At 55.6% G+C, this 17698-nt stretch carries 14 protein-coding genes and 1 pseudogene; 4 read left to right on the top strand and 11 right to left on the bottom strand.

Translation table 11 applies throughout. The annotated features are described in order from the left end of the window. From ISP18_RS01025 to ISP18_RS01015, 3 genes are all read right to left on the bottom strand, one after another. Entirely contained in the window at positions 1-2244 is a 2244-nt protein-coding gene (locus ISP18_RS01025; RefSeq protein WP_380016143.1) for an alpha-galactosidase, read from the bottom strand. 182 nt (positions 2245-2426) lie between these two features. Then, the gene (locus ISP18_RS01020) at positions 2427-4712 is read right to left on the bottom strand and encodes an FdhF/YdeP family oxidoreductase (RefSeq protein WP_380016141.1); all 2286 of its coding nucleotides are present in this window, start codon (positions 4710-4712) and stop codon (positions 2427-2429) included. Between the two features lie 270 nt (positions 4713-4982). After that, complete coding sequence (locus ISP18_RS01015) at positions 4983-5549, bottom strand: TetR/AcrR family transcriptional regulator (protein WP_380016139.1); 567 nt, start codon at positions 5547-5549, stop codon at positions 4983-4985. Positions 5550-5784: 235 nt separating this feature from the next. On the opposite strand from ISP18_RS01015, the gene ISP18_RS01010 reads away from it, so the two are divergent. The 3 genes from ISP18_RS01010 to ISP18_RS01000 all read left to right on the top strand — a co-directional run bounded on the left by ISP18_RS01010 (position 5785) and on the right by ISP18_RS01000 (position 9063). Further along, complete coding sequence (locus tag ISP18_RS01010; protein ID WP_380016137.1) at positions 5785-6411, top strand: isochorismatase family cysteine hydrolase; 627 nt, start codon at positions 5785-5787, stop codon at positions 6409-6411. Positions 6412-6428: 17 nt separating this feature from the next. Beyond that, positions 6429-6980, top strand: coding sequence for a hypothetical protein (locus ISP18_RS01005; RefSeq protein WP_380016135.1), 552 nt, complete (start codon positions 6429-6431; stop codon positions 6978-6980). Positions 6981-7494: 514 nt separating this feature from the next. Beyond that, positions 7495-9063 carry a methyl-accepting chemotaxis protein gene (locus tag ISP18_RS01000; RefSeq protein WP_380016133.1) on the top strand — a complete coding sequence of 523 codons (1569 nt, stop codon included), beginning with the start codon at positions 7495-7497 and terminating at the stop codon, positions 9061-9063. A gap of 375 nt (positions 9064-9438) precedes the next feature. Here the strand turns inward: ISP18_RS01000 and ISP18_RS00995 are convergent. Further along, positions 9439-9582: pseudogene (locus ISP18_RS00995) on the bottom strand (hypothetical protein); the annotation flags it as partial. Between the two features lie 182 nt (positions 9583-9764). Here ISP18_RS00995 and ISP18_RS00990 point away from each other — a divergent pair. Next, entirely contained in the window at positions 9765-10664 is a 900-nt protein-coding gene (locus tag ISP18_RS00990; protein ID WP_380016131.1) for a hypothetical protein, read from the top strand. 129 nt (positions 10665-10793) lie between these two features. Here the strand turns inward: ISP18_RS00990 and ISP18_RS00985 are convergent, their stop codons facing one another. From ISP18_RS00985 to ISP18_RS00955, 7 genes are all read right to left on the bottom strand, one after another. Then, positions 10794-10928, bottom strand: coding sequence for a hypothetical protein (locus ISP18_RS00985; protein ID WP_380016129.1), 135 nt, complete (start codon positions 10926-10928; stop codon positions 10794-10796). 29 nt (positions 10929-10957) lie between these two features. Then, positions 10958-11095 carry a hypothetical protein gene (locus ISP18_RS00980; protein ID WP_380016127.1) on the bottom strand — a complete coding sequence of 46 codons (138 nt, stop codon included), beginning with the start codon at positions 11093-11095 and terminating at the stop codon, positions 10958-10960. Between the two features lie 97 nt (positions 11096-11192). Further along, on the bottom strand, positions 11193-11876 hold the full coding sequence (locus tag ISP18_RS00975) for a hypothetical protein (protein WP_380016125.1): 684 nt from the start codon (positions 11874-11876) through the stop codon (positions 11193-11195). Positions 11877-12498: 622 nt separating this feature from the next. Then, positions 12499-13053 (bottom strand): hypothetical protein, encoded by a 555-nt coding sequence (locus ISP18_RS00970; protein WP_380016123.1) that lies wholly within the window; start codon positions 13051-13053, stop codon positions 12499-12501. 100 nt (positions 13054-13153) lie between these two features. After that, on the bottom strand, positions 13154-13603 hold the full coding sequence (locus ISP18_RS00965) for a hypothetical protein (protein WP_380016121.1): 450 nt from the start codon (positions 13601-13603) through the stop codon (positions 13154-13156). 835 nt (positions 13604-14438) lie between these two features. After that, positions 14439-14756 carry a hypothetical protein gene (locus ISP18_RS00960; protein WP_380016119.1) on the bottom strand — a complete coding sequence of 106 codons (318 nt, stop codon included), beginning with the start codon at positions 14754-14756 and terminating at the stop codon, positions 14439-14441. Between the two features lie 70 nt (positions 14757-14826). Then, on the bottom strand, positions 14827-17658 hold the full coding sequence (locus ISP18_RS00955) for a TrlF family AAA-like ATPase (RefSeq protein ID WP_380016117.1): 2832 nt from the start codon (positions 17656-17658) through the stop codon (positions 14827-14829). Positions 17659-17698 lie beyond the last annotated feature (40 nt).

Raw genomic sequence — 17698 nt, 5'->3', positions numbered from 1 at the left:
CTACTCGCGATCGAAGGTGATGGCTGTACCTTGGAAATCGCCATGCATCACGACGTCGATGCCTACATTCATCCAGTAAGCGCCGCTCGCCACGGTTGGCGTACGCTCGGCCAACGTTCCTTGCAGCACGCGCACGCGGTAACGCGCATCCAGATCAAGCCCTTGGAGCCGCACCGCCGGGTACGGATAGCCTTCGGTGCTGGAATGCAGGAATGCAAACAGCACTGCATGAGCCTTGTCCGGCGATACATTCTCAGTGGCCGAGTGCTCGCTGCCGTTATCGGGCGAAACCAGGCGATACAGATCGCCATGCTGCACGGTCTCGCGGATTGCTTTGTAGTCAGCGATCAGACGTTGTGCGGTGGCCATGTCCTGCGCAGTCCACTTTGTCAGGTTCGCACCGATACCGAGCGAGCCCTGCATGGATGACAGGAAACGGTATTCCAGCGACATGCTGCGCCCATTCATGGAGGAGGGCGAGTCAGTGACCCAGGCCATCATCACTCCCGGCGTATGCGCTTGGGTAAAGCCGTCCTGGATACGCAGACGGTCGAACGCATCCGTGTTGTCAGAAGGCCAGACTTCGTCGGTGAAGCGCATGATGCCAAGATCCACGCGACCGCCGCCGCTTGAGCACGATTCAATCTCCACGTTCGGGTGCTTGCGACGAAGTTCTTCGAGAATGCCGTAGACATTACGCACGAAGTCGACGTAGACGTTTTTCTGCTGGTCGGCTGGCACCTGCGGCCAACCGGGTTCGGACCAGCTGCGGTTGTAGTCCCACTTGAGGAAGGCGATCTGGTTTTCGCTCAGCAATTTGTCCAGCGTACTGAACACGTATGCGCGTACATCGGGCCGGGCGAGGTTGAGCACCATTTGGTTACGGCCCAGAGTGCGCGGGCGGCCGGTCATGTTGAGCACCCAGTCTGGATGCGCGCGGTATAGATCGCTATCCGGGTTGACCATCTCCGGTTCGACCCAGATGCCGAAATCCATGCCAAGCGCGTGGACGCGATCGATCAAGGGCTTCAGCCCGTGCGGGAATTTCTGCGGATTGACCATCCAGTCGCCCAGCCCGGCCTTGTCGTTGTTGCGCGCGCCGAACCAGCCGTCATCCATCACGAAACGTTCGACGCCAATGCTTGCCGCCTTCTCTGCGAGCGCCACCTGTCCGGCTTCGTTGACATCGAAGCCTGTCGCCTCCCAGGAGTTGTAAAGCACGGGCCGCGCTCGCGGGTGCGGCGCTTGGGGCAGGATGCGAGTGAGCTCCAACCGATGCATCAAACGTGAAGCCTCGCCCATACCGCCGTTGGTGACACCCGCATAGAAGCTGGGCGTTTGCAGACTTGCGCCGGGCGCCAGCTTGTAGCCGAAATCAAACGGATTGAAGCCGCCGGTGACGCGTATCTGCTCGGCCTGGTCCTGCTCGATCGTAATCTGCCAGGAGCCGCTCCAAGCCAGGGCACCAAACCACACTTCCCCATGTGTTTCGTTTGCATCGTTACGGCGAATGGCGAACCACGGCTCGTTCTGCATACCGGTACTGCCTCGGCGGCTTTCGAGTACGGTCTTGCCCGGTTGCACCGGGTGTTCGTAGATGTCGTTCTCGCCCGCCCAACGGCCAGCAAGGTACCGCAGCGTGTCATCGTGGCTGCGCGGTAAGATCCACGTGCCTGCGCTCGCCTGTTCCACGATAATCGGCGTTGCCGTCTGGTTCTCGATGACCGCGCTGCGCCGCACGATACCTGTGCCTGGGTCGATCTCGTACTGCAAGGTGACGACGATCGGGCGCTCGATATCCTTCATGACGATGGACAGCACGTTGCCATGCACGCTGTGCGACACGTAGTGCAGGACCAGGTCGCGATTGCCGTCTGGAAACGTCACCTTGAGATCCGGCTCGTAGTAGAGCCCTTCGCCCCAACCGGTATATTCCTGCGGGATCACGTTGACCACGCCATCGATCGCGTCACGGCCAGGAGGCGCGATCGGTGTCGGTAAAGGGTCGCTCGATGCCAGTCGCGGTCCCCAATAGATCGACTGCAGCTGCCCCTTTTCGTTGACCCCGAACGCGTAGGTCACCTTGGCCGCATCCAGCCGGAAGACATGGCCCGATACATCAATATGTGCTCCGCCGTCGCTGGCCGCAGCTCGCACATCGTTCATCGCGCCACATGCCACCAACACCATCACGCCAAGGATCGCCAGACAACGGCGGGCGCATGCTCTCGAATTTTTTTTCATCAAGCGAGTAACCCCTTTAATCACACTTGCCAAGGATGGGCGATGCAACTAAAGGTTGTATTGTACGACAAATGAATTTTGTCGCATGTTGCTACACACAATGGTCCGCCTGGTTGCCATCGGCGGACTCGCCATCCTTGTTGCCAAAAGGGAGGGTGTGCCGAATGACGAGCCCGGCTATGTCAGTGGCTTCCAGCCCGCTTCACACGCACCGGAACGGACTTATAGGAAGGCGTCCCACTAATCTTATCAATGTAGTCGAGCGGCACCAGGCAGTTGCCTTCGGGGTAATAGGTGGCGACTGAGCCTCTTGCGATTTGGTAGATCACTGCGATGACTTGCGTCATGCGGCGTTCTTGACCTTTGCCGAATGCAGTCTCCACGATTAACTTGTCACCTTCCTCGATGCCTCGTTCTGCGAGGTCATGTTCATTCATGAAGAGCACATCGCGTCGTCCGAAAACGCCACGATAGCGATCATCCAGTCCATAGATGGTCGTGTTGTACTGGTCGTGGCTGCGCAGTGTGGTGAGTTTGAGGATCGTCTGATCCGTAAAAACAGGATCTTCGTGCAGCCCGGTGAAGCGAAGGAATTCCGCCTTTCCGGACGGCGTTTTCCAGATCCGCTCCGTCGGTGGCAGCGGCAGCCTGAAACCGCCCGGTACGCGGATGCGCTCGTTGAATTTCTCGAAGTCCGGAAAAACCGATTCGATGGCATCGCGAATGCGATCGTAGTCCTCGATCAGATGCATCCACGGCACCTTGCTCTCGGGAAGTGTGGCGGCTGCCATGCCTGCAACAATGGCTGGCTCGGACTTTAGTGCTTCCGAAGCCGGCGTTAGCTTACCCAGCGACGCATGCACCATCGACATGGAATCTTCTACCGTGATCGACTGCGGTCCCGTTGCCTGCATGTCACGCTCGGTGCGGCCCAGGCAGGGCAGGATGAAGGAATTTTTGCCCGTGAGAAGGTGCGAGCGGTTGAGCTTGGTGGCGATATGCACAGAGAGTTCAAGTTGCCGCATCGCCTGGAAGCACGCCTCCGGATCGGGCAGCGCCACAGCCAGATTGCCACCGAGGCAAATCAGTACCTTCGACTCACCCGCAACGATGGCCTGCATGGCCGCCACCGCGTCATGGCCGTGTGTGGCCGGCGGGCGAAAGCCGAATGTTTGCTCGATCCGCTGGAGCATAGCAGCGCCCGGCTTTTCCGTAATGCCGACCGTTCGATCGCCCTGCACGTTGGAGTGGCCACGCAACGGACAAATGCCTGCACCGGGCTTGCCGAAATTGCCTCGCAGCAAAAGCAGGTTGGCGATCTGCTGGACATTCTGAGTGCCCATGCTGTGCTGCGTTATACCCATGCCATAGGTGACGATGGTCGCCTTGGATTTGGCGTAGGCTTCTGCAACTTTGCGCAACTCGTCTTCAGGTACGCCCGAGGTAGCCTCGATATCTCGCCAGGAAGTCGTACGAAGATCGGCTGCAAACAGTTCGAAGCCGTTGGTGTGCTCAGCAATGAAGGTATGGTCGAGAACGCCGCCCGCTGGCCCTAGCACCTCATCCATCTCAAGCAACGCCTTCATGATGCCCTTGAGCGCTGCTGCGTCGCCGCCGACTTTGGGCTGAAGGTACGTTGACGCGATCTCGGTCGCGCCAAAGGTCGCCATTTCCAGCGGGTCCTGTGGATCGGCAAAACGTTCCAGGGCGCGCTCACGCAACGGATTGAACACGATAATCGGAGCACCGCGACGCGCCACTTCATGGAGCGTGCCCATCATGCGTGGGTGATTCGTGCCCGGGTTGTGCCCCATGGCGATGATGAGTTCGCAATGATCGAAATCGTCGAGTGAAACGGTGCCTTTGCCGATGCCAATGGACTGAGGAAGGCCTACGCTAGTGGCCTCGTGACACATGTTCGAGCAATCCGGGAAATTGTTGGTGCCGTATTCCCGGGCAAAGATTTGGTAGAGAAAAGCGGCTTCGTTGGAAGCGCGACCCGAGGTGTAGAACTCGACGGCGTTCGGGTTGGCTTGGTTGCGGAGAATCGCGCCAATGCGAGCAAACGTTTCGTCCCAGCTGATGGCCTCGTAGATGTCCTTCTCCGGGTTGTAGGCCATCGGGTGCGTCAATCGCCCCTGATCCTCCAATTGGTAGTCGCTCCATGCGAGCAGCGACGTTACCGTGTGAGCAGCAAAAAATGTCGGAGGAACACGCTTGTTCGTCGCCTCCCAGGTGACGGCCTTGGCGCCGTTCTCGCAAAACCTGAAGGTGGATCGATGTTCTTTGTCCGGCCATGCACAACCCGGGCAGTCAAATCCTTCAGGCTGATTGGTCCGAAGGAGCGTCATCGTGGCATCAGGGGCATTCATTTGCTCCTGGACAGCCTTGGCCGTTGCTCGCAATGCTCCCCAGCCACCTGCGGGGGCGTTGTAAGGACGAATGCCGGGGATATCCTTATCAGCCATGATGTCACCTCAATGAAATGCGTGTGCTTATTGCACCTGATTGTCGCCTGATTTTTTGCGAAGCACACGGCTTGCGCTGCCCAGGCTGCGATGTCTGTTCCGGAAAAAATCCGTCGAGTGACACCTCACTGAAATATCTTCCTCTGGATGGACATTGTCCACAGATACCAATGAAGAGGAGGTGCGAAACATCGGCGCATCAGGTTCGCTGGAAACCCGAAGCGTCGACGTAAAATACACTTATGGTGAAGCTCTGCCTGATCGTCACTTTCACAGCTGTTTTGTATCGATGCTTGAAAGCACCAGCGACTTCATTTCAACCATCCACGGATCCTCGCCGATGGCCCGGGTCAGGAAGTTGGCCCCCACCATAGCCGCAAAGATCATCATGACTTTTTCTCGAGACATTGGCGCGCCGGTGTGCGTTGCAGCCACTTCGGCAAATGCGTCGAAGAGTCTGTGTGCGCCCTGGCTATAGGCGATACGGAGCGGGTCGTCTGGGGCGTCGCTAGCAGCGGCATCCTGGCTCAAAGCAACCATAGGGCAGGTCCGCTCGGGTGACTTGGGCGCGAAGTAATACGTCACGAGTTCGCGCAAGGCGGCGGTTCCGCCATCGCTTTCAGTTTTCGCTTTTTCTTTCCAGACATCGACGGAGCGTGTGAAAGCTACGGTACAAGCTTCAGCTGCCAACGCATCCTTGGAAGGGAAGTGCTTGTAGAACCCTCCTTGCGTCATACCCGCCGCCTTCATGATGTCTGCAACACCGACTGCAGCGACACCGTGCTGTCGAAAGAGATTCGTAGCCGCGTCCACGATGCGCGCGCGGTTCTGTTCCATCTCCTGCTTGCTTGATCGACCCATATAGAAAAAATCCTTGAAATAGCGTACGACTGAACTCTATTATAGAGTTCAGTCGTACGCTATTATGCATGTGCACGGTCTCAAGCGACACCCAGGTGGCTTAGCTGGGTGGCACGAGTGTGGAAGGGCTTTAGGCCGACAACCCATTCGGGGAGCCCTGATGGCTCATTCCACGACAAAGAACGCTTAAACCTCGGACAGGAGTGGACCCATGGCAGAGACAACCTACGAACCTGAATTGACGGGCTTGCTGATTGTTGATCCCTATAACGACTTCCTGTCGGAAGGGGGAAAGCTCTACGAGCTAAGCCGCGAGACGCTGGCGTCTCTAAACGTTGTTGAACATATGCGTCAGGTCCTGGCCGCTGCGCGGTCGCGCGGCATCCAGGTGTTCATAGCTCCGCATCACCGATGGCGCGAAGGCGATACCCATCTGCATTGGAAGACGATGCCTCCCGTGCAGGCTAGCGCCCACCACAATCATGTGTTCGCTGACGGCACCTGGGGTGGCAGTTTTCATCCGGATTTCGAGCCGAAGCCTGGCGACGTCGTCGCACAAGAGCACTGGATGTCCAGCGGGTTTGCCAACACCGACCTTGACCTTCAGTTGAAGAAACACGGCTTACGCAAAGTCATCGTTATTGGCATGCGAGCCAACACTTGCATCGAATCCACCGTGCGCTTTGCGGCCGAGTTGGGATACGAGGTGACGCTCGTCAAGGATGCCATCGGCAGCTTTGGGCATGCGGAGATGGATGCGTCTCTCAAATTCAACATGCCCGCTTATGCAAACGCCATTCTCTCGACACAAGAAATCATCGAGAAACTTTCGATCTGACGGGCAGGGGAAGCACCATGAATAGCACGCAAAGTAGTGACGATTTGATCGCAATGTCGGTCGTAGAAGCCACCATACACGCGCCGGTGGAAAGCATCGATCTTACCGAATGGGTGTTTTCCCTCACTGATGCTGAGTATCAGACGTGCTCAAAAGCACACATTGCGGGCGGTGCAACGTTCCGCATCGATGGAAAGCGCATGTCCATCAACGTCGAAAACGTCGGGAACCTTCTGATCCAGCATTACGTGGAGGATATTGCCGAAAGGGCACATTGCCGCCTGGTTTCGATGTCGGATTCGATTGGCCCGGCGATAGACGAACGAACCAAAGTGATCGTGGTCTGGGATCTTTCCGTCCAGGCGCTTGATGCCAAAACGACAAGATTCACGAATCACATCGAAGTGCGTATCACGCCTGACTATCTCGAAATGCTCGAGAAGAGAGGAATCACCTTGGAACAGGCGCGCGTGGTTGCGAGAAAAGCCTTGAACGCTCACAACGCCGAAGAAGCTCCTTTGTACGCGAACAACATTGAGAGAAAAGCTATCGCGGAACGGTGGTCGTGATAGCACGTAGTGCAGGACCAGGTCGCGATTGCCGTCTGGAAACGTCACTTTGAAATCCGGCTCGTAGTAGATCCCTTCGTCCCAGCCGGTATATTCCTGCGGGATCACGTTGACCACGCCATCGATCGAGTCACGGCCGGGAGGTATGACGGGTGCCGGCAAAGGGTCGCCCGGTGCCAGTCGCGGTCCCCAATGGATCGACTGCAACTGCCCCTTTTCGTTGACCACGAACGCGTAGGTCACCTTGGCCGCGACACGATCTCGCTAGGATCCATATACATATAGATGTTACGCAACTGACTGCTTGGGCGTGCTCACTACTGGCCGGAGCACAAGTCCTCAAGTTGAAGGGGGAGGGAGCCGATTACACGCCATGGATCATCACGAGCCAAACAACTGATATGACTCACCGATCAGAAGCTCTGCAACTCTTTCCCATTTTTCTGACACTCATCTGATTCTTTGCCGGCACCACCGCTGCACCTTGGCGCTAGATACGCTTCCCCGAGGTTTTATGACGATCGTTCAACGCTTGATCCTGACCTTGTTCATCGCTCTGATCGCGCTTGTATTCGTTGGCGGCTATGGATTGACGCAACTTCATCATTCATACCAACGTATTGTTGGCCTCGAAACGCACACCATCCCAGGCATCAAGACCATCTCGATGGCGTTGGACGACGTCGGCACCATGCGTCTGACGGTATATCGCTATGTGGTGGATGGGATCGATAAAGCGAGCCAGGACGGCATGCAAAAGCAGCTTGCCGACGCCGACAAAAGCTTTGATGCCCACATGGCCGCTTATGCGAACAACAGCGTTGTCGACGAACGCGACCGCGCGCTACTAGAGGCGGACAAAATACATATGGCAGCCTATCGCAACGCGCGCGCCAGCTTCTTTGACAAGCTCCACAACCGTGATAGGGATGGCGCCCTGGCCATGCTGCATAACGATGGGCAAGTGCATAAAGCCGCCGTCGCTCTCAATGACGGTTTCCATAACCATCTTGCTTATGTTGTCGAGCAGTCGGATGCAGTACAGAAGGAAAATGCCGCCGCTTACAACCTAGCTCTGGGTCTATTGGTAACGATCGTACTCGCTGCACTGCTCATTACCGGTGGCTTCGGCACACACCTTTACCGTTTGATCCGCCGAGGCCTCGGTAATTTACAGCGCACCCTGCAAGAGATTAACGCCTCGCTCGACCTGTCCCGGACCGCTTCAGTTGAACGCAACGATGAAATCGGTCTCACCGCTATCGCACTAAACAGTCTGATGGCGCGCATGGCCGAGGTCGTTGGCACAGCACAAGCGGCAAGCAACACCGTGGACGCGGCGGCTGGGCAAATCGCAAGTGGCAACAACCACCTTTCCCTACGTACCCAACAACAAGCAGCATCGCTGGAAGAAACAGCCGCGAGTATTGAAGAGCTAACTGCCGCTGTCCAACAAAATGCCAATAGCGCCCGTTTAGCCAGCGTCCTTGCGTCCGATATGTCCGACACATCTGCCCGCGGAAGCACTGCAGTAGAACGCGTCATCGGAACGATGACCGATATATCGTCGAGCTCAACGAAAATTGCCGAAATCACTGCAGTCATCGAAAGCATCGCCTTCCAAACCAATATTCTTTCCTTGAATGCCGCTGTGGAAGCCGCACGCGCCGGTGAACAAGGTCGTGGCTTTGCCGTGGTTGCGGAGGAAGTAAGGAGTTTGGCGCAACACTCATCCTCGGCGGCGCGGGAAATCAAGGACCTCATCGAGCGCTCGGTCGAAACCATTAAGCTAGGTTACGACCAGACCAAAGAAGCAGGTCAAACGACCTCCCAAGTGCAGCAAGCGGTGCGGCGCGTGTCGGAGATCATCGCCGAGATTTCAGCTGCCTCGGACGAGCAAAGTCGCGGTATCGAACAGGTCAACCGAGCCATCAATCAAATGGATCAGGTGACGCGGCAGAACACGACATTGGTCGAGGAAGCAGCTGAAGCGACACAATCGCTAAAGCAACAAGCAAACCATTTAAACGAAACAGTATCCGCATTTTCGGTACGTCTCGCCGGATCAAGAGGAAATGTCTGATGCTTGCAGCGACGCAGGCACGCGGCCGGGACGTCGTCAGCGCACCCGGGCCCTATCAAAATTTCGACGACACAGCGCGCCCAAATGCTCTTTATTGCACAGGGTCAATCATCTAATAAATGATGAAGACCTTCTTGCTTGCACGAGATTGCAGCGACGCGAGACACAGTCACCCCTGACAAGATGCCGGGGGAGGGATTACCCTCGGCAATCGACGCGAGACAGTCAAAATGGAGGAGACATGGGCGTTTACGCAGGAGCAAATCCAGGACGCCTTGGTTAAGTTGCTGAGCGAAGAGTTTGTCGAAGTTCAAGACGGATTTTGGTTCTCAACGAAGGCCGGGCGCATTGCGCGAGAACGAGTGTGGCAAAAGAAAGGCCATCGGCATCGATGCTCAGATAACGCAGGCGTTCGAGCAGCGGAATGCTGGTGTCGCGCGCTTGCGCCAGTACGCGGAAATTGAATTCGAGGGCTGCCAGCTCCCGGCTCAGAAATAGCTCGGCCTGGGACGTTTCGATAACAACAGATTTGGTAAATTAGGGAGGCATCAGTTCATTTTTACTCATAAGCGACCGCTACGCCTATGCGTTCGTAAGGAATCGTTCAGCGCGCAATCTCCTTTGTGGGGCACGTGGATGGAGCCGTAGGCTCCATCAGTCCTTCGGCCCGTAACTTCACACAAGAATCAGGAGAAAATCTTATGACTAAGGTATCTCGGTTCATCGCAATGTGTACGATCGGTGCGGCCGTTGCAGTGCCGTCGTTCGCGTGGGCGCAGACCTATACGTCGGTCCATTATCCTGGCGCTGTACTCACTGAACTTGTTGGCGGCCCCAATCCCCAGGGTACGAGCGTCGGCGGTTACACCCTCACGGCGGGTGGAGCCTTGCACGGTTTTACGCTAACGGGAGGGGAGTTTACGCCGTTCGACCCCCCGGGCTCCACGTTTACGACTGCCAACTTTATCAATCCGCGGGGAGATATTGTGGGCGCCTACGTCGACGTGGCTGGCGTCAGCCACGGTTTCATTTTAAGCGATGGGTCTTACACAACGGTTGACTACCCAGGCGCGGCTGGTACAGAGCTCAGTAGCATTAACCCTTCAGGTGAATTGTCAGGCGCTACCTGTTCCGACGCTGCCTGCGGCGCCACCGGCAACGCCAACGTTACCCACAGTTTCCTGGTGTCCAAGAAGGGCGTCTTCTCGGCGACCTTCGACCCACCAGGTGCGGCCAGTAGTACCAGCAGCGTGGTGATCCCATCTGGCGCAGTCGTTGGTGCTTACACACATCTAAGTGGAACGACATGTTCCACACAGTGCCAAGGGTACCTGCTGTTCCACGGATCGTATGCCACCATCAACTATCCAGGCGCCACGTTTACGTTTGCTGGCGGCGCCAACGCTCCGGGTGACGTGGTGGGGGTTTACACCGATGCTTCGGGCGTCAGCCACGGTTTTCTGTTCAATGGCGCTTACACGTCGTTCGACTACCCCGGAGCCTCGTTCACTGAGGCAACAGGGATCAACCCTAGCGGTGTCATCGTGGGACTCTATGTTAACTCCGCGGGCGTCGTGAACGGATTCGTGCGGACGCCGTAGCGACACGAGTGCTAGGCCTCATGCCGCGTTTTGTAATCAGCCCACGCCGCCTTATCCGGCGGCGTGGGAATCGTGCGTTTCCGGCGCCAGTAAGCGTTCGTGTCCGAAGCCGCAGGTGAAGGTGGAGCCCTAGCCGGGCGTGCTGCGAATATCCAGCCGCGCCTGATGCAGACCCAGGTGCGCCAGATGATCGGCGGGGATGCCGTAGCCGGTGTCGATCACCGAATAGTTGGCGCTCCAATAGCGAACCGTCCGGAAACTCACGCCCAAGAACTCAGCGCAACTTTTGTAGCTCAAAAAGCACGCGTGTCGTAACTCGCGAAATCCATTGGCTGAGATATGCCATGTGCGACGACGAGCACGACGGCGACGACGAGAAACAGCAGCAGCGCCAGTTCCGGCAGGGTTGGCGGACCGTCCGGTTCCCTCATCGGGCTCGCCCTAAATTGCGCATAATGTATATTATGTCAAATTTGATTCGCGGCCTTCGACACGTCGGAGTCGGTATTTTTAATTGTTGTCCTCTATTTAAAGATCGTGCCGGCGGTTGATTCCAAAAGATTTCCCGGTCTCCGTGGACAACATTTGTAGAAAGTCTGCATCGGCGCCCGCCGCGTTTTGCCGTACCGGCTTATCGAACACGCAATACATAGCGACCTGGTGATCGCTGAGCGGTGGTCGGCCATGGCCATGGCTACGGTGAAAGTTCAAAAGTCCTTTTTCCAACTTATCTCGCAACGGCTCAGGGAACACGCCTATGAGCGCATCGAGCCCATACGGATGAGGTGCCGGATACAAGTTGCCATGCTCGCTCCGACTACAGGTGCATACGAGGTTGCGGGCACTGTCAGCTTCCCACAAATCCCAGCCAATGATTCTAACGATGAGCCTGGTACGTTCCGCGGGACCTGCGTCGCGCGGCAAAGGAGTTCCTGTCCATATTGATAAAATGGCTTCCGCAAGAACGTTGAGATGGTGTGCCGTAAGGTTAGAACGCCACCAATATTGAACTGTGGAGCTTTCGCGGGGACGCTTCCCTGGATAAACCACCTTTCCGCTGAAAGCTGGAGCGTTCAATCGTTTAAGGCGCGGCTTGCGCCTCCTCCCAGCAAACTGGATTAACAACAGCTCTGTAATCGCGGCGTAGGCGTGATGAAGTGACAGCTGATCGAAGAAGCGAGGATGCCATCTGCTGGTGCTGATATCGTCCAAGGCGGCCTCGAGGTGATGTCCTCGCTGGTCGTGAAAGACATTAATGGGGACGCCAAATAATCGCGTAATAAGCAGCATACGATCGTGGGCAGCGGGATTTGGATCGGAGAAAGCTTCAACAGGCCAGTCGTTCAATCTTTTTGGGAGGCGCACGGCCCTAGTCAGTGGACCGTGCGTCGGGCAGCTCCCGTGCCAAGCAATCGACCAACTGCGGCTTCGGTACAACGGAAGCCCCCTCGCCCAGCGTCCACGAAGGCATCGAAAACATACCCAGTCGCGCTCTTCAGGCGGCAATACATATGGAGCGGGCCACCAAGCAGCTCGTTGGAGCTGGTTTGCGAGTGGCTCATCTATATCTGGGTCAAGGACTTTCAGGTTGCCGTAGTCGTGCTCAAGAAAGTGCGGCGCATCATCCGCACGTTTGTCGGGCACTATGGCGATCGCGCCGTCCTGGCGATCCACCCAACTGGACAAGCATTCATCCCAGAATGGGCCTCGAAGAAACCCGTGAGGGTGCTGTTGGACGAGAGTAATAGGCATAAGTCAGCACCATTACCTTCAACAAATGCCGCCACTTGAAGTCGTTATGACGACAGCTATCGAGCCAATCGAATAGCTCAAGTTAGCGATAGTCTCCGTTCGCTCGTCGTTCTTCTATCGCACGGCGTGCAGTTTCGTCGGCGAAATGATCAAGGAATAAATCGGTCGCATCGCACAGGCAAGGGTCAATGATTCGATTGTCGAGTTCGCCTGCATAAAACGCTACATGCAGTTTTTCTCGAATATCCGAGAGAAAAGCTGTTGCCGATGCATGTCGCTCTTCGACTTCCACCATGGAAGATGGCTGGTATTCACGTTTGTACGACACGTCGGCATAAAGCCATAGCGTAGCTAGAACGGGATCATCGAAAAGTGGTTCCGGCGTGGCCAGACCATCCCGTCGGAGATATTCCCAAGATCCGTTGTGTTGGACCAATCCGGAATAAACTTCCCCATCAACCTTGACGAGCAACAACGTTTCGTTGGATAGCCGCTCTATATTTTTTGCTTCGCGAATCGGAGCATCAGCTGCCCAGGCGGCTTGCTCCACTTTCTTTTCCGCACGTCGGGCGTTGGCACGCACCTCTCTTCGCTTTTGTGCGGCACGTTTGAAATTGGCTTTCCGGCTTCGGCTCATGAGTGGTGCTACAAACTCGTACGGAGCTTTTGAGCATCGTACCATTTCCAAGCTAAAGCTAGCCTTCGCTTCATAGTGAATGACGGCATCTACTACGGCGTTACGAGCGCCCCTTACGTGCCCTGCTTCGTGGCTTGGTCTTTGCTTCAGATTGTGATTTGCGCGCTACGTTTTTTATGGGCGCTACCGGTATGCTCCGCCACTTGGCCATGGCCGCTTCCAAGGCAGCAACTCGTCCCAATTGATGTGCGGTGGCCCGTTCGGAGTCCTGGAGGGCTTTGCGTAGTGCGTCCTGCTGTGTAACCAATTGAGTGATGCGTTTGTCATGTTCGCGTTGCTCGCGTTCGAGCCGCTGTTGCAACATTTTTAGTTCCTGACGTGCTTCATCGACATGAAGGTGGGCACGATCTTCAATGGCACGCACATGTTCGAGAGCGACTGTTCGTTCGGTACCTAAGGTTTCCAATTCAACACGCAGTTGCTCTAGGTGTGTCTGCAAACGATCGCGTTGCTGAAGCAGATCTCCTCGTTGCGCAGCCAGTTGTTCCAACAACGCTTGCCTCTCGCCTAATTGAGGTACGGCCGGCATTCTGGAAATTTTTGCAAAAAAGGACTTATCTAATTAATTTAGTTAGAAATTAGGCGGCCTGACTGTTCTCGACGGTTGACTTTGACACTTAAGTTTCGGCTAGCGCCGCTGATAAGCGGCGTCCCAATTGTTCTCGGCAGAGAAACTTCTACGCCCACGGCAGAAATCCTCGGCAAATGGCGCAGTCAAATATCTACAGCCGAGAACGTAGGCAGAAAAACCTAAGCACTGAGGAATGTTCGTCACATAAACCTCCTCATTGGAGCACGCAGCCCACAAAATTAGTCAACAAGCTGTTGACCAATTGCACAGCTGTCGGAAACCTAGGAACTGCCTCCGCTGCGACCAACAACCTGCCGCCGGGCCGCCAACAAACTGCCTCTTGCACAGCAACGTGGAGCGTTTCTCCGGTTTGTCGCGGCTTACTTCTTTTTGGGCAACAGGCTGTTGCCCAATTGCTCGGCGACACGGAGCGCTCGTTCGGTGTGTCGCGACCTATTTCTTATTGAGCGTAGGATGCACGAGTTGATGCAGGCTCTTACCAGTTCGATCTCGCAGCGTGTCTAGCCGCAGGCGCTGATACGTGCCTTATGGATCATCTTCTCGCCAAACAGCACACGAAGCAATATTGAATGTTCGTCAACAGCAACATCGGTGGGAACGCAGCGTACAGCGCAGTAAAACGCGAGGACCGTTTCTGCGGTCCGACGTATCAACGCCCGTGTCATCACAGCATAGGCCGATCGCTGACCATCTTCGATCGCTGCGGCGCTTGAAACCGTGAAATGCGGGCTGGCTATTTCCAAGCCAAGGACAGCATAAGTACGGAGAGTGGAACGTAGCACGCAAACATGACGCGAACCGTGTAGAGGCCTATGCGCACAAATTGTCCATACGTGCGGCCAGGTAGGTCGCGATCGAATACCATCTCTAAAATGGTAGAAGATGTTTTCATCCCGACAGGCAAATCGCTGCCGTTTTCAGTAAGTTCGAAATAATCCGGATCCTTCCGATTGATCCTTGCCAGCACTGATCTGGCCAAGAAGTAGTAGATAAACACGTAAATCGCCATAACGCCAATGGCAACGTTCATGTTCAAGGAGACGCTAGACACGGCTTACTCATTGGTCGGAGGCGGAGGGCTGTACGGTTGATGGCCACGTTGCTTTCATTTGGATTGCTTTCTATCGAAAAACGAATCTGCCTAAGCGGATGTCTCGAGTCTCATTGTTGTACTTCTGCTCGCGCTTGACGAAAGCCACCACGCCACCTTCCATAATTAACTGAATATCGTTGCGTACGAATTGTTCCTCGACAGGACCCACGTGTTTCACGAATTCGGTACTGCCGCTTTCCGCCGTCACAGCGCTTTCTCGAATCGACAGTGAGCCCTGCCTATTTTCAAGGGCGATTACTTGCTCGGCATCACCCAGAACGGGGATGTTGGCGTTATGTGACACTACGATAAGCTGCCGTGTCCAGCGGCTTTTTCTAAGTTCCTTCACCACCAATTCCGATATCCATTCCGAGTCCAAATCATCCTCCGGCTGATCTAAGACGAGCGGGTCACTTCCATGATGGAGTACAAAAGCCAACATTGCCGCTGTCTTTTGTCCCGGCGACCCTTCACTGATGGCTTGCCAATCGTGGTCATTTTCTGCGTGGCCGCCGTCACGCAGAAACTGCATCGTGACAACATCATCCGGAATCAGCGTGGCCAGCTTCATGCGGACCGTGACATCGATTCCTGAAAGACGATCACAAAACTCACGACGGAGTTGAGCCTCTTGCTGAACAACATGCATGTCCCCTGTCGCCATGGCATAGATCCATGCGTCCCATCGGTTTTCTACATCGGCTCGTTGGAGCCATAACCAATCGGCAAGTTTGGGAACATCGTCGAGATAGGCATCTGCGCGTAAATTCGCCATGGCGCGAAGTGATTGAATCCAAGGCATCACGTCCGCGCGCACGTTTCTTTGAAATCGTAAGCGTCCGCTTCTAACCGATACCACTTCAAAAAGTTCTGCACGTGCAGCGTCTCTTGCACTCCAAAGGTCGGCCATAGCGCGCCATGCAGCTTCGGTGTCGCCTCTGATCTTTTCGATCGTACTCTCGGTCTCTGTCAGGGCGACTATTTGCTGTCGAATGCCCTTTAACTCCTCTTGCAAACGACTGAATTCCTTCGTCGAGAGGCCTTTTGCGTCCAACTCTTCTTTATACGCCTCCAGATCTTGGAGGGAGGCCGTAAAGTCGGCGTGCCATGCGGATTTGGCTAGGTCTGCGTCAAAGTCGCGAAGGGCGTCATTGGCCTCTGCGACTAACTGCACGACATCGTTGGCGACGTTTTCCGAAATAGCGCGTAGCTTTCCAAACAATAGCGCCAATTCCTTGCCAAAAGGTTCGCCAAAGCCGGTCTCCTCTTCTTTCGTAATGGCCAGTGACGTCGCCACGCGTTGGAGTTCGGCGAGATAGTCGACAGTCTCATTGCGAGTGCGCGAAAAGACATCATCTTCGTAGCGCCGCGACTCGATGCGGGCAAGCCGTTGTCTAACTTCCGGTGCCGAAAATGCATCGACCTGCCCTTGCAATATGGCTTCTCGTCGCCTTAGTTCCGGCAGTTGCGCGACGTCACTCTCCATCTGAATCTGCCGCCGCGCGGCGTTCGCCCATTGGGTCCGGGCGTCTTCCAACTTGCGACCGAATCCGTCGAGCGATGAAATGCCTTCCGCGTTGAAACCGATGGACGTGTCAACCAACGCCAAGAGGCTTCGGGACGACATGTTCGGGTCATTAATGTCACCAATGGCACGTTCAAATAGCTCCTTCTGACTGACGACCGTGACAGGCAGACGGGGACTGGGCGATCGTTTATCGGCGTGTGTCCAACGCAACGATACGGCTTCTTGTGACTCCTGTATGCGATAAACCGAATGCAACTCAGCGCTAGCGAAAACGCTCCCCGAAAAGGCATCGACTTCTGCCTTGATGCGTGGTGGCAATTTGTCGGATGACGAATAAATCTGCCGCAGCGCTGCAATAACGGTCGATTTTCCGCTGCCTCGTCCGCCGATGATGACGTTGAGTCCAGGATGGAATGAGAGCGATAGCGGGCGGCGTGAATTGGCGAGTTGGCCGTTCAAGTCAATGGATGCAATCCAGGCATGTCGAACATTGTTGGGGTTACGCGCTGGAAAGGCCTGTAGTTTCGACGACCAATCACATATGACGCGCGATTCATGGTCTAGGAAGGCCTGTCGGAGTGCTTCAATCGATGGCCGCCCCATTCGAATCCATGTAAACCTGGCACCCAGGCGATCAACGCTGTAAGCATCAGACGTCGAAATGAACGCCATGTCACGCAAGCAAGGAAAGTCTGCGAGTTCGCGTCGCTTAAAGCGTGCATTGAACCCATCCCCCTCAACATTCGCACAATCGCCTGGATCTAACGCCAGCAATCGTTCGTGATGCAAAGCTTTCCACCGAATGTCACCCTTGGCGGTTTTAGGCGACGCCATTCCATTTTCACTTAGTGCGTGCGGAGCGACAGCGATGTAGCCATCGGGAAGATGACTGAGAATCTGCTCTGCCGTTTGCGTAGAGACGGACGGTTTAAGCGTACCGCCATGGGTGTGGTACGCCGGATTGCCCTCCGCAAAGCCAAAGATGCTGTGAAGCAAGCGATCAAAATCACGGCTTGTTTTGTCCAAATCACCAAAGATCAGCAGATGCGCACCATCGGCGCCGGTTTGTGTGGTGATCTCGCAGCCTGGGAATACCACGATGCCATGCCGTTTTCCCGCGAGTTTTATGTCGTCAATCCACTCCCCGCTATTGTGATCGGCAAGCGCCAAGACTTCGATGCCGCGCGAGGCGGCCGTTTGCATGTAAAGATCGAGGAACGCTGCGCGATCATCCGGACGGGTAAAGTCGTAGTGAGTGCCCGCGGGAAGCGTGAAGCCCCAAGACGGCGAAGCAACCTGCAAATCGCACTTCCACCATTTTGTAGTCTGCATAAGTTCTCCGTAACTTCAGATTACGCACCTTGATGGCGGC

The sequence above is a fragment of the Dyella humi genome (assembly GCF_044904605.1).
Taxonomy (GTDB): domain Bacteria; phylum Pseudomonadota; class Gammaproteobacteria; order Xanthomonadales; family Rhodanobacteraceae; genus Dyella_B; species Dyella_B humi.
Note: the sequence above shows the minus strand (reverse complement) of the source record. Positions and strands in the feature narration are given on the sequence as shown.